4 protein-coding genes are annotated in these 14,255 nt (G+C 66.6%); 1 reads left to right on the forward strand and 3 read right to left on the reverse strand.

Annotation, left to right across the window (positions count from 1 at the left end):
- The first annotated feature begins 274 nt into the window (after nucleotides 1–274).
- Nucleotides 275–6,241 (forward strand): Ig-like domain-containing protein, encoded by a 5,967-nt coding sequence (locus G486_RS23080; RefSeq protein WP_407059784.1) that lies wholly within the window; start codon nucleotides 275–277, stop codon nucleotides 6,239–6,241.
- Here the strand turns inward: G486_RS23080 and G486_RS0103045 are convergent.
- The 3 genes from G486_RS0103045 to uvrA form a co-directional block, all read right to left on the reverse strand.
- Nucleotides 6,215–6,433: a hypothetical protein gene (locus tag G486_RS0103045; protein WP_027014200.1), complete on the reverse strand. Its 219-nt coding sequence runs from the start codon at nucleotides 6,431–6,433 to the stop codon at nucleotides 6,215–6,217. The genes G486_RS23080 and G486_RS0103045 overlap by 27 nt on opposite strands.
- Nucleotides 6,434–6,467: 34 nt before the next feature.
- Nucleotides 6,468–7,904: a multidrug transporter subunit MdtD gene (gene mdtD, locus G486_RS0103050; RefSeq protein WP_027014201.1), complete on the reverse strand. Its 1,437-nt coding sequence runs from the start codon at nucleotides 7,902–7,904 to the stop codon at nucleotides 6,468–6,470.
- Between the two features lie 195 nt (nucleotides 7,905–8,099).
- Nucleotides 8,100–14,033, reverse strand: a complete 5,934-nt coding sequence (gene uvrA / locus G486_RS0103055; protein WP_027014202.1) for an excinuclease ABC subunit UvrA — start codon at nucleotides 14,031–14,033, stop codon at nucleotides 8,100–8,102.
- Between the last annotated feature and the right edge of the window lie 222 nt (nucleotides 14,034–14,255).

A 14,255-nucleotide genomic window follows, 5' to 3' on the forward strand; every position in this document is an offset into this window, starting at 1 on the left:
CACAACCCAGCAAACCGCAGGGTTGCGTTTGAGACAAGGCGAAGCAACGACGTATCAAGGCTTGTGTCAGCAGGTCTAAGTCTTCAAAGGCCTGAAGACTGCGCGCTGAAGTTCATCCACCTATTACAGGCTTCAAGCTATGCAGCGGCGTTTTCATCCAGCAAGCGCAGCACTTTTCCTGCCAGTGGCCGCGCTTTTCTCTGGATGCTTTCTGCCTGCAGCCCTGAGCCTGCTGGGCCTTTGCGCCACAGGTCTCGCCGCCACGGCACCACCGATGGCCAACAACATCACCATGACGGTGGCAAAAAACAGCGCCGAAGTGGCCATCACGCCCAGCGTCACCGGCACGTTCACCGGGCTGTCCATCAGCACGCTGGCCGTGAATGGATTTGCCCGTGCGGGTGACGACCTTCAGCTGTACTACCGCCCTGCCAGCGACTACTCAGGCAGCGACACCTTCGCCTACGCGGTCAGCAGTGATGACGGCACATCCGCCCCCGCCACGGTCACCATCACCGTGAACCCAGCCCTGCCGATTGCCAAGAGCAGCACCAGCACCGTGGCCGCCAACAGCCAGGCGAATGCACTCACGCTGAGTCTCTCCGGCGGCCCCTGCGACAGCCTGACCATACTCACACCGGCAACCAACGGAACACTGGAGGTAGCTGGAGCCTCCGTGAGCTACACCCCCACAGCCGGCTACCACGGCACAGATTCGTTCAGCTATGCCGCCAGCAACGCAGGCGGAACATCGCAAACCGCCACGGTCACGATCACCATTACGCAGCCACCGCCGGTTGCCAACGACATCAGCGTTTCGGTGACCAAGAACAGTGGCTCGAACTCCATCACGCCCAACGTCACAGGCACTTTTCGCAGCGTCGTCAAGGCTTCCGACCCCGCCCACGGAACCGCCTGGACCACGAATGCAAAAACCATGCTGGCCTATACCCCCAGTCAGGATTACTCGGGGTCCGACTCCTTCACCTACACCGCCACCAATGACGGTGGAACCTCGGCGCCGGCCACGGTCTACGTCACCGTCGGCCTGCTCGCACCTGCTGCAAGCAGCAACCAGGTTTCCGTCGCCGCCAACAGCAGCGCCCAGCCCATCACCCTGCAGCTCTCGGGCGGAGCCGCCACCCAGCTGAGCATTACCAGCACCACCACACATGGCACGCTCGTCGTGACCGGATCGGCCATCACCTACACCCCCGCTGCCGGCTACTCAGGCACGGATGCCTTCACCTATACGGCCAAGAACGCCAGCGGCAGCTCCAGTCCTGCCACGGTCAGCATCAGCGTCACTGCGCCGACGCTGCTGCTCGCCCCAGCCAGCCTGGCAACGGCCACGGCAGGCATGGCTTACAGCCAGATCCTGTCCGCCAGCCTGGGCACGACGCCCTATGGCTATGCCGTCGCTTCGGGCAGCCTGCCCGCAGGGATGTCGCTGCATGCCGATACCGGAGAGATCAGCGGTCTCCCGGCAAGCGACAGCGTGTTCAGCTTCAGCATCCAGGCCACCGATGCCTATGGGGCCACGGGCTTGCAGACCTATGCGCTGACGGTGGTCTCCCAGGCTCCGGCAGCACATGCCATCGACCTGGATGTGGCCGCCAACAGCGGCTCCAACACCGTCACGCTCAATCTTGCCGACAGCAGCATCACCAGCGTGGCCATTGCCGATCAGCCCGCACATGGCACGGCCACGTCCGGCGGGCTCTCCATCAGCTACACCCCCGATGCGGGCTACTCCGGCACAGACTCGTTCACTTATACCGCGACCAATGCCGCAGGCACCTCCACGCCCGCCACCGTGACCCTGACCGTGGCCGCGCCAGTGCTGCTGCTCGCGCAGAGCACGGCCACATCGCAGACGCCATCCGCCACACCATCCACCGAAACGGCCGCCGTCGGCATCACCTACTCCATGCGCCTGAGCGCTTCCAGGGGAACGGCGCCCTATACCTATGCCCTGGTGTCCGGCAGCCTGCCTGCGGGGCTGTCACTCGACACGTCGACGGGAGAGATCAGCGGCATGCCCACGGACAGCGGATCATTCAGCTTCACCATCCAGGCCACCGACATCTACCAGGCCACGGGCAGCCAGACCTATGCCTTGACAGTTGCCAACCGGCCCAGCGCCAACCCCTTCAGCACCAGCGTGGCCGCGAACAGCGAAGCCAATCTCATCGATCTCACGCCCTATCTGAAAGGTGGCAGCCTCACCCATCTGAGCATCACGCCCCCGGCGCATGGCACGGCAGTTGTCAGCGGCCTCGACAGCATCCTCTACACCCCCTTGCCCGGCTTCTCGGGCAGCGATGCATTCGACTATGTGGCAAGCAACGCCTATGGCGACTCTTCGGCCACGGTAGAAGTCAGCGTGACGCCACCGCTATTGCTTATGGCACCGAGCAGCCTCTCCGATGGATCCATGGGCGCTGCCTATGCACAGCAGCTGAGCACCAGCCTGGGCATGGCACCCTATGGCTATTCGCTGAGCTCGGGCAGCCTGCCCCAGGGACTGAGCCTGAGCAACAGCGGTTTGCTCGGAGGGACCCCTACAGAGTCCGGCAGCTTCTATTTCCTGGTGACGGTCACCGACAGCTGCGGCGCCTCGAACTGGGGCAGCTACGCGCTCAACATCAGGCCGCAAGTGCCTGCCGTCGAAAACAGCACACTCACCGTGCTGGCCAACAGCACCGACAACCCCGTTCCCCTGAGCATCACAGGCGGCACTCCCCTGACGCTGATCCTGACCCAGGCCGCCGCGCACGGCTCGATCGTGATCACCGGACTCTCCATCACCTACACGCCCAATAGCTCGTATTGGGGGCCCGACGCGTTCGCCTACAAGGCTTCGAATGACGGCGGCACCTCGCCTGCCGCACAGGTCAGCATCACCGTGACGCCGCCGCAACTGCAGCTCTTGCCCGAGACACTGGCTGCGGCCGCCACGGGGGAAAGCTACAGGCAGGGCGTGTTTGCCACACAGGGGACGGCGCCTTATGTGTACGCCCTCATCACAGGCGGACTGCCGCCCGGGCTCTCGCTGAGCCCGGGCACGGGTACGATCTCCGGCACGCCCACGCAGGCCGGCAGCTTTGCCTTCACGCTTGAGGCCACCGATGCCACGGGCTTCTCCGTGAGCCGCGACTACACACTGGCGGTGACCACCCTGCCCCCCCAGGCCGTGGACCTGACGGTAAATATCGCAGCCAACAGCAAGTCCAATGCCATCGACCTGCAGCCTGCGGTCTTGCAGGCCACCAACCTCAACATCACCACCGCAGCCAGCCATGGCGAGGTGGTGATCGATGCAAGCACGCTCAGTCTCAGCTACACGCCCAACCCCGGTTTTTCAGGCACGGACTCGTTCAGCTACACCCTGGGCAATGCCGGAGGCAGCACAACCGCCACGGTGACGATCAAGGTCGCGGCCCCGACCCTGACACTGGAGCCGGCCCTGCTTTTGCAGGGCACTGCCGGCACGCCCTACCAGCAGCAGCTGAGTGCCGACCTGGGCACGCCGCCCTATGCCTATGTACAGCTCTCGGGAAGCCTGCCGCCAGGCATCAGCCTGGGCAGCGACGGGGAGCTGCGCGGCACGCCGACAGCGTACGGCAGCTTCATCTTCAAGGTCCAGGCAACGGACAGCCTCCAGGCCACCGGCAGCAGAACCTTTACCCTGTTCGTCGCCATCCAGGCTCCGCTGGCCGGCGACAGCAGCCTCGAAGTGCAGGCCAACAGCAGCGACAACCCGGTCCAGCTGCAGCCCGCAGGCGGAGCCGCCGCCAGCGTGGAAGTGGCCCGCCAGGCCGCACATGGAACGGCCCTCTCCAGCGGCATCGCCATCACCTACACGCCCACAGCCGGCTACTCGGGCACGGACAGCTTCACCTACACCCTGACGAACGACTCCGGAACCTCGGCCCAGGCCACGGTGACGGTCACCATCCTGCCCCCGACGCTTGCCATCGCGCCAAGCTCACTGCCGCCAGGCATCGTCGGCACGGCCTATGGCCAGCACCTGAGTGCCAGGCTGGGCACAGCGCCCTATGCCTACAGGCTGGAGTCGGGCAGCCTGCCTCCAGGTCTCAGCCTGGCCCCGAGCGGACTGCTCGGCGGCATGCCCAGCGCCAACGCCAGCTTCGACTTCACGGCCCGGGCCACCGATGCCTATGGCGCCACCGGCCTGCAGCGCTATGCACTGGCCATTGCCATCCAGGCGCCCGCCGCAGGCCCCGTAAGCCTCAGCGTGCCGGCCAACAGCCAGAACAATCCCGTCGCACTCAATCTGAGTGGTGGCGCCGTGGCCAGTGCAGCCGTCACCGTGCAGGCATTGCACGGCACGGCCACGGCCAGCGGCACGACCATCAGCTACACGCCCACAGCCGGCTATTCGGGAGAGGACGCATTCACCTACACGGTCGTCAACGCGAGCGGCACCTCCTCGGCCCGGGTGACGGTCACCGTCACCGGTCCTGTGCTGAGCATCGCACCTGCAGCCGGCGCCCTGCCCCATGCCACCGAGGGCACGGCTTACAGCCAGAGCCTGACGGCCAGCGGCGGCACCGCCCCTTACGCCTATGCGCTGAGCAGCGGAGCCCTGCCTGCGGGCCTGTCCCTGTCCGCGGGCGGCCAGATCTCCGGCACGCCGCAATTGCATGCCACGGGCAGCTTCAGTTTCAGCATCGGCGTGAGCGATGTATACCAGGGCACGGGAGCAGCCAGCTACACGCTGCGCGTGAGCCAGATGCAGCCCGTGGCCCCGTCGCTGAGCGTGACCCTGGCCCCGAGCAGCAGCCTGGAGCTGGACCTGAGCTCCAGCGCCACGGGCGGACCGTTCACCAAGGCAGACCTGCTGTCCCTGTCACCTGCCGATGCCGGACAGGCGAGCATACAGAGCAGCTCTTCTGCCCAAGCCCCGGGCGCGCCGGTCTACATGCTGCGCTTTACCAGCAGCCGCAATTTCAGCGGCACGGCCACGCTGGCCTACACCTTGAGCAATACTGCAGGCACCTCGGCCCCGGCCCGGATCAGCATACAGGTGCTCGCGCGCAGCGACCCCGGCCAGAATGCCGAAGTGACGGCTCTGGTCGCAGCCCAGACCAATAGCGCCCGCCGTTTTGCAAGTGCCCAGGTCTCCAATTTCACCTCGCGCCTCGAAGGACTGCATGGCGATGGCTGGGGCCGCTCCAGCTTCGGCCTGAGCCTGGATACGGGCAATCAGCCTGCCACAGCAGGTCAGACCTATGGACGCGAAGACCTCATGCCCGGCAATCTTCCCCCGCCCGGCATGCACAGGACCAGCCTGCGCCCCGAGCCCCTGCGTGCCGAAGCCATGCCTGGCGACTTGCCCAGCCTGCCCGGCGGCGCTGCCGTGCAAGGCCACCCCCAACAGGCTTTCGCATTCTGGACTGCAGGCTCCGTGAGCTATGGACGCGAGCATCTGCACGGCATGGACACGGACTACCGCTTCACCACCAGCGGCATCAGTGCCGGCGCCGACTGGCGCATCAGCGATCTGGCCACGCTGGGCCTGGGCCTGGGTCTGGGCCGGGACAGCTCGCTCGTGGGGCAGAACGGCAGCAAGAGCGCCGCCAGCAGCGTGTCGGCCGTGCTCTACGGCAGCCTGCGGCCCGCCAGGCATCTGTTCGTCGACGGCCTGCTCGGCTATGGCCGGCTGAGCTTCGACTCCACGCGCTTCATCAGCGAGGAAAGCGGCACGGCCACGGGCACGCGCCAGGGCAGCCAGGTATTCGGCGCGCTGATCGCAGGCATGGAGTTTCGCGAAACCGGCTGGCTGTGGTCGCCCTATGCGCGCCTTGAGCTCAGCCGCACCACGCTGAACACTTATAGTGAATCGGCTTCGGGATTCGAGGCCTTGACCTACTACGCGCAAACAGCCAGCGCACTGGCTGCCGTGCTCGGCCTGCGCCTCGAAGGCAATTACGCCCTGGGCGCAATCCAGCTCTCCCCAAAGATCAGGCTTGAATACACGCACAGCCTGCAGCGCAGCGGCGACGCAGGGCTCGCCTATTCCGATCTGGCCGACCTGGGCCCGGCCTATACCTTGAGCGGCAGCAGCTCCAGAACCCGCAACTGGGCCCTGGGCCTGGGCCTGCGGCTGCGCTGGCGCAGCGGGCTGGAGCTGTCCCTGGAAATCAACACCAGCCGGGATATCGGCAACAGCCACAGCCAGGGCCTGTTACTGGGGCTGCGCCTGCCTTTTTAGAGCGTGTTCACGATCTCCTCGCGGCGCGCCATAGGCGTAGCAGTAAAACGGCCGGCCCTGCAGCGCATTCTTGTCCCAGCTCAGGGCGGGCGTGGCATAGAGCCCGTCGGACCACAGCTGCACGCGCTGCACATAGGCCTGGGCCATGAGTGCCATGTGCACCATGAGCGCGCCGCGATGAACAAAATCCAACGCCCGGGACAACCCCGTGGTGCCGGCTTGCGGCCTACTCGGCCTCGGCCGGCTCCATGGGCCTGGCACGCACGTCCTCGTCATTGCCGAGCTGGGAGAAGACCATGCTCGATGCCATGGTCACCAGGCCCATGCAGACAAAGGTGGCCCTGAAGGCATTGAGCGTATCCGCAGGCTGGGCATGGCCGAACCACTGGCTGAAGCCCGCCAGCACGGCGCCGGCTGCGGCCACGCCCATGCTCATGGCCAGCATCTGCACCATGGACAGCAGGCTGTTGCCGCTGCTCGCATTGCCCACGTCCAGGTCCTTGAGCGTGACCGTGTTCATGGCCGTGAACTGCATGGAGTTGCTTGCGCCGAACACCAGCAGCAGGGCAATCACCAGCCACAGCGGCAGCGTGGGCGAGAGCAGCCCGAAACTCGCAATCATCACCGACAGCACCAGCGTATTGCCCACCAGTACGCGCTTGTAGCCCAGGCGCTCTATGAGCTGGGTCGTGCGCCGCTTCACGGCCATGCTGGCCAGCACCGTGGGCAGCATCATCATGCCGGCCTGCATGGGAGAAAAGCCCATGCAGACCTGCAGCACCAGCGGCATCAGAAACGGCATGCAGGAGCTGCCCAGGCGCGAGAACAGATTGCCCAGCAGACCCACGCGCAGGCTGCGCACCGCGAACAGCTCGGGCGAGAACAGCGGATCGGGCCGGCGCAGCGCATGCAGCCAGTAGCCTGCCAGGCTGGCCAGGCCGAAGACCAGCAGCACCAGCACCATGGCCCCATGGATTCCCTGGCCCGACATGCTGTCCAGCGCCAGCGACACGGCCACCATGCCAAAGGCCAGCAGCACATAGCCCTTGCCATCGAAGGGCTTGACCGCATAGCTCTCGCCGCGCGGCATGAAGCGCAGCGTGGCCGCCAGCCCCAGCAGGCCCACGGGCAGGTTGACGAGGAAGATCCAGTGCCAGCTCAGATACTCGACCATCCACCCCCCCAGGGTCGGGCCGATCAGAGGGCCGACCAGGCCGGGGATGACCACAAAGCTCATGGCCTTGAGAAACTGCTCGCGCGGAAATGCACGCAGCACGGCCAGCCGCCCCACGGGCAAGAGCAAGGCCCCGCCCAGACCCTGGAGCACGCGCGCAGCCACCAGAAAGCCCAGGCTGGGTGCCAGCGCGCACAGCAGCGACCCGAGCACGAACAGGCTGATCGCCAGCACATACAGGCGCCGCGTGCCGAAGCGGTCGGCCAGCCAGCCCGAGGCCGGGATCAGCATGGCCATGGTCAGCGAATAGGAAACGATGACGGACTGCATGCGCAGCGGGCTCTCGCCCAGCGCATGCGCCATCGTGGGCAGGGCGGTGTTGACGATGGTCGCATCCAGCGTCTGCATGAAAAAGCCCACGGCCACCAGCCACAGCAGGGCCGAGCGCGGGGCTGGGGAAGGCGTTGCGGGTTCTTCGGGAAGACTCATGGCGGTGACGGGGCAGACAGATGACGGCCCTATTCTCCACGACCTGATCTGCGCCCGCCTGCAGCCAGGCGCCACGCAGCGCCACCTTGCCGCCCGGGGCTTGGCCGGCGCTCATCCGATGAGAGCGCCCGCTGGCTGGCCGGCACGCGCGCCAGGCCAGCCGCGGCGGCGCGATCTCAGAGCGTGTTCACGCTCTCAAGTCCGCGCCAGCACCGGCGCCAGCGCCCGGCCCGTGTGCGTGCCCGCCCGGACCAGGTCCTCGGGCGTGCCCACAGCGACGATGCGACCACCGCCGCTGCCGCCTTCGGGGCCGAGGTCGATGATCCAGTCGGCCTCGGCGATCACGTCCAGATCGTGCTCGATCACGACCACGCTGTGGCCGCCGTCGACGAGGCGGTGCAGCACGCGGATCAGCTTGTCCACATCGGCCATGTGCAGGCCGACCGTGGGCTCGTCGAGCACATACAGCGTGTGCGGTGCCTTGTTGCCGCGCCGGGTCACGTCATCGCGCACCTTGGTGAGCTCGGTCACGAGCTTGATGCGCTGGGCCTCGCCGCCGCTCAAGGTCGGCGATGGCTGGCCCAGGGTCAGATAGCCCAGGCCCACGTCCTTCAGCAGCTGCAGCGGATGGGCGATGGAGGGCATGGAGGCGAAGAACTCCACGGCCTCGTCCACTTCCATCTTGAGCACATCGCCAATGCTCTTGCCGCGCCAGGAGACGGCCAGGGTCTCGGGGTTGAAGCGCGCGCCCAGGCAGACCTCGCATGGCACTTTGACGTCGGGCAGAAAGCTCATCTCGATGGTGCGCATGCCCTGGCCTTCGCAGGCCGGGCAGCGGCCCTCGCCGGTGTTGAAGCTGAAGCGCCCGGCCGCATAACCGCGCGCCTTGGCTTCCAGGGTTTCGGCGAACAGCTTGCGGATCAGGTCCCAGAAGCCGATGTAGGTCGCGGGGCAGGAGCGCGGCGTCTTGCCGATCGGCGTCTGGTCGACTTCGAGCACGCGGTCCACGCCCTCAAAGCCCTGCAGGCCCTTGCAGCCCACGAGCGCCGGGGCCTGGCCCGCATCCATGGCGTCGCGCCCGGCCTTGGTCGCGCGCTGGCCCACCCAGGCCGCGACATTCGCCAGCAACACGTCGCGCGCCAGCGTGGACTTGCCCGAGCCCGAGACCCCCGTGACCGCAACCAGACGCTTGAGCGGCACGCGCGCATCCACGTTCTGCAGATTGTGCAGATGCGCACCGCGCAGGGTCAGCCAGCGCAGGGCTTCGGAAGCCTCTACATCTTCTATAGCTGGTAGCGCTTGCTTCTTCTTGGTTTTAGATGGTTTCTTATCTGAAATCGTTTCAGGACTTGCGCTAACAGCTTCTTTTTCAATAGCAGCCTTGGCAGACTCAGCCACAGGCCCGGCCCCTTCGCCGACCCAGCGGCGCGGCTGGAAGGGGTGGCGCATGGCATGCAGCAGATAGCGGCCCGTGACCGAGTCCTCGGCGGCCATGATGTCTGCGGGACTGCCCTGGGCCACGAGCCGGCCGCCGCGCAGGCCGGCGCTGGGGCCGATGTCGATGATGTGGTCGGCGCGGCGTATCGTGTCCTCGTCATGTTCGACCACGACCAGGGTGTTGCCCTTGTCGCCGAGCTTGTGCAAGGCATTGAGCAGGATCTGGTTGTCGCGCGCATGCAGGCCGATGGTGGGCTCGTCCAGCACATAGCACACGCCTTGCAGATTGCTGCCCAGTTGGGCCGCAAGCCGTATGCGCTGGGCCTCGCCGCCGCTGAGGCTGGGCGCGCCACGGTCCAGCGTGAGATAGCCCAGGCCCACTTCCTCGAGGAATTCGAGCCGGCTCTGGATCTCGGGCAGCAGGTCGCGCGCAATGTCCGCCTCGCGGCCCGACAGCACAAGCTGCTGTGCCCAGCGGCGCACATCGCCCACGGCCAGTCTGGCGATGTCGGCAATCCCCATACCGTGGAATTGCACGGCGCGCGCCGTGGCGTTGAGCCGCGTGCCTTCGCAGCTCGGGCAGCAGACCTCGGCCAGGTCCTCGATCTCCTGGCCCTCGAACCTGACCTCGCGGCCACGGTTGTCCTCGGCCAGCAGCGTGTCGTCATAGACCTTGCGCTGGTCCTTGGAGAGCTTGACGCCCGTGCCCACGCAGTCCGGGCACCAGCCATGCTTGCTGTTGTAGGAGAACAAACGCGGATCGAGCTCGCCATAGCTGGTCGCGCAGACCGGGCAGGCGCGCTGGGTGGAGAACACCTGCAGCCGGCCGATGTCGGCCGTGCTGTGGCCGCCGGCCATGGCGTCCTGCAGATTCTCCAGGTCCGAGAGCACATGCAGCACACCCTTGCCGATGTCCAGCGCCTGGGCCAGGTGCTGGCGCAGCTCGGCCTCGTGCGCGGCCAGCACGGTGATGCTGGCCACGGGCAGCTCGATGGTGTGCTCCTTGAAGCGGTCTATGCGCGGAAAGCCCGTGGTCGGCAGAAACTCGCCATCCACGCGCAGATGGGTGTAGCCGCGCGGGCGCGCCCAGTCGGCCAGCTCGGTGTACACGCCCTTGCGGTTCACGACCAGGGGCGCCAGGAGGCCTATGGTCTGGCCGCGAAACTCGGTCATGAGCTGGGCCGCAATGCTTTCCGGCGTTTGCGGCGCCACGGCCGCGCCATCGTGAATGCAGTGCTGGGTGCCGAGCTTCACATACAGCAGGCGCAGAAAGTGCCAGACCTCGGTGGTCGTGCCCACCGTGGACTTGCGCCCGCCGCGCGACAGGCGCTGTTCGATGGCCACCGTGGGCGGAATGCCGTAGACCGCATCCACCTCGGGCCGGCCTGCGGGCTGGACGATGGAGCGCGCATAGGCGTTCAGCGATTCGAGGTAGCGGCGCTGGCCTTCGTTGAACAGGATGTCGAAGGCCAGCGTGGACTTGCCCGAGCCCGAAACGCCCGTGATCACGTTGAACCGGCCGCGCGGCACCTCCACGCTCAGCGATTGGAGGTTGTGCTCCCTGGCGTTGACGATCTCGATCACGTTCTTCGCCACGGCCCCGCTCACGGCCTGGGCCTTGCGCCTGGGCTTGTAGAGCATGGGCGCGACTTCGCGCACGGCCAGGCCCCCGACGCCCATGGCCAGGTCGTATTCGCGCAGCGCCTGCGCCGTGTGCGAGCCCTCGACCAGGCGGATTTCCTCGGGCGTGCCCTGGGCGACGATGCAGCCGCCGCCCTCGCCACCTTCGGGGCCGAGGTCGATGAGCCAGTCGCTGGCGCGGATCACGTCCAGGTTGTGCTCGATGACGATCAGCGAGTGCCCGGCTTCGAGCAGCTTGCGCAGCGCGCGCATGAGCTTGGCGATGTCCTCGAAGTGCAGGCCCGTCGTGGGCTCGTCGAACAGGAACAGGCTGCCCTTTCTGGCCAGGGCCTGCCTGGATTTGCTTTGCACGCGCGCGGCCTCGGCCAGAAAGCCCGCGAGCTTGAGGCGCTGGGCCTCGCCGCCGCTCAAGGTGGGCACGGGCTGGCCGAGCTTCACGTATTCGAGGCCTACATCGACGATGGGCTGCAGCGCGCGTATCACCTCACGGTCCTCGGAGAACAGCACAGCGGCCTCGGCCACCGTGAGCTCCAGCACATCGGCCACGTTGAGTCTGCGCGGCGCGGCCTCGCCGGGCATGTGGCGCTCGATGCGGACTTCCAGGACCTCGGGGCGGTAACGGCTGCCATTGCAGTCGGGACAGCGCAGGTAGATGTCGGAGAGGAACTGCATCTCCACATGCTCGAAGCCCGAGCCGCCGCAGGTGGGGCAGCGCCCGTCGCCGCTGTTGAAGCTGAACTTGGCGGCCGTGTAGCCGCGCTCGCGCGACAGCGGCGCAATCGCGAACAGCTCGCGCAGGCTGTCCCAGGCGCCCACATAGCTCACGGGGTTGGAGCGTGCGGTCTTGCCGATCGGCGACTGGTCGACGAACATCACGTCGCTCAGATGGTCGGCGCCCAGCAGGCGGTCGAAGGCACCGGCCGCATCCGTGGGCTTGCCGAAGTGGCGCATCAGCGCGGGCACGAGCACGTCCTGGATCAGCGTGGACTTGCCCGAGCCCGAGACACCCGTGATCGTGACCAGGCGCTGCAGCGGAAAGTCCACGTTGAGATCGCGCAGATTGTGCTCGCGTGCGCCTTCGAGGATCAGGCGCGGTGTGGCGTCCGTGACCATGCGCTTGGCGCCGAAGCCCACCTGCTTGCGCCCGCCCAGATAGGCGCCAGTCAGCGTATCGGCCTGGCGCAGATCCTCGGGCGTGCCGTCGAACACGATCTGCCCGCCGCGTGCACCCGGCCCCGGGCCCATGTCTATCATGCGGTCGGCCGCAAACATCACGGCCGGGTCGTGCTCGACCACGACCAGGGTGTTGCCCGCATCGCGCAGGCGCTGCATGGCTTCGGTGATGCGCTCCATGTCGCGCGGGTGCAGGCCGATGCTGGGTTCGTCGAGCACGAACAAGGTGTTGACCAGGGAGGTGCCCAGGGCCGTGGTCAGGTTGATGCGCTGCACCTCGCCGCCCGACAGCGTGCGGCTTTGCCGGTCCAGCGTGAGATAGCCGATGCCCACATCGCACAGGTATTGCAGGCGCGCCATGATCTCGGCGTGCAGCATCTTCAGTGCCTGGGCTTCGCCATCGCTGGCCGCCGCATCGGGGTCAGGCGCCATGGCCGCGAAGAATTCGCGCAGGCGCACAATCGGCAGGCGCATCAGGTCGTGCAGGCACAGGCCGGGCAGGCCGTCGAGCTGCTCGCGGCTCCAGCCCACGCCGCACGGCATGAAGCGCTGGTAGGCGCCCTGGCCCGCGCTTTCTCCGCCTATGCGCCACAGCAGGCTCTCGGTCTTGAGGCGCGCGCCATTGCAGGTCGGGCATTCGGTATAGCTGCGGTATTTGGACAAGAGCACGCGTATGTGCATCTTGTAGGCCTTGCTCTCCAGGTATTCGAAGAAGCGCTTGATGCCATACCAGGTCTGGGTCCACTTGCCGTTCCACTGGGGCGAGCCGTCTATGACCCAGGCCTTTTGCGCATCGGTGAGCTTGGCCCAGGCCGTGTCGCGCGGAATGCCCTCGGCTTCGGCATGGCGCATGAGATCGTCCTGGATCTCCTTCCAGGCCGGGGTCTGCACGGGCTTGATCGCGCCCGTGCGCAGGCTCAGCTTGTCGTTGGGCACGACCAGGCCCCAGTCCACGCCGATGACGCGGCCAAAGCCGCGGCAGGCCTCGCAGGCACCGGCCGCCGAATTGAAGGAGAACAGCGAAGGCAGAGGCTCCTGGTAGCTGAGCCCGCTTTCGGGGCAGTGCAGGCCGAGCGCAAACTTCCAGAGCACGGGCTCGGTGCCCGCATCTGCCCCGGACTCGGGCAGCACATACACCGTCATGTGACCGCTGCCGCGCTTGAGTGCCAGCTCGATGGCCTCCATGGCGCGCACACGCTCGACACTGCCCATGCGAAAGCGGTCGGCCACCACGTCCAGCAGCTTGACCGTCAAGGGCGCAGCACTCCTGGCCTTCTTCTTGCCGCCAGCCTCCTCGGCAGGGGCCGGCTTGTCGATCTCGCGCTCGGCCTGGATCTTGGTGAAGCCGCTGGCCGACAGCCATTGCTCGACCTCCTCGGCCGAGGTGTTGGCCGGCAGCTCCACCGCAAAGGTGATGACGATGCGCGGATCGCCGGCAGCCTCGCAGCGGCGCCTGAGCTCGGCATGAATCGTGTCCGCCGTGTCGTGGTTCACGGCCCGGGCGGTCTCGCGGTCATACAGGCGGGCCGCACGCGCGAACAAGAGCTTCAGGTGGTCGTTGAGCTCGGTCATCGTGCCCACGGTGGAGCGCGAGTTGCGCACGGGATTGGTCTGGTCGATGGCAATCGCCGGAGGCACGCCTTCGACCCGGTCCACCGCAGGCTTGTCCATGCGGTCCAGAAACTGGCGCGCATAGGCCGAGAAGGTCTCCACATAGCGGCGCTGGCCTTCGGCATACAGCGTGTCGAACACCAGGCTGGATTTGCCCGAACCACTGGGACCCGTGACCACGGTGAGCTCGCCCGTGCGGATGTCCAGATCCAGGTTTTGGAGATTGTGCTGACGTGCACCGCGTATACGAATCAGACCCTGCGTCATACCTCTGGTTTTTCTTGGGTTGGGGCGCGGTCATTCTAGGCGCGGAAGCCATATCCCTGCAGGCATGGCGGGCCAGCGCCGCTGCGCCCCGAATGGCTTTTGCCTGGGCATAAAACGCGAGGCAGCAGCCCGTTATTGCAGCCATCAGGACCGGGCGCTCAGAGCGTGTTTACGATCTCAGGCGCGGCAGCGTAGAGATCGTAAACACGTTCTAAGCAGCCG

The organism is Comamonas composti DSM 21721 (assembly GCF_000429845.1).
In the GTDB taxonomy this organism is placed as follows: domain Bacteria; phylum Pseudomonadota; class Gammaproteobacteria; order Burkholderiales; family Burkholderiaceae_C; genus Comamonas; species Comamonas composti.

What these genes read in the sequence shown, in the direction of transcription:
- G486_RS23080 (WP_407059784.1), top strand. Translation starts at nt 275, where the DNA reads ATGGCCAACAACATCACCATGACGGTGGCAAAAAACAGCGCCGAAGTG.
- mdtD (WP_027014201.1), bottom strand. Translation starts at nt 7,904, where the DNA reads ATGAGTCTTCCCGAAGAACCCGCAACGCCTTCCCCAGCCCCGCGCTCG.
- uvrA (WP_027014202.1), bottom strand. Translation starts at nt 14,033, where the DNA reads ATGACGCAGGGTCTGATTCGTATACGCGGTGCACGTCAGCACAATCTC.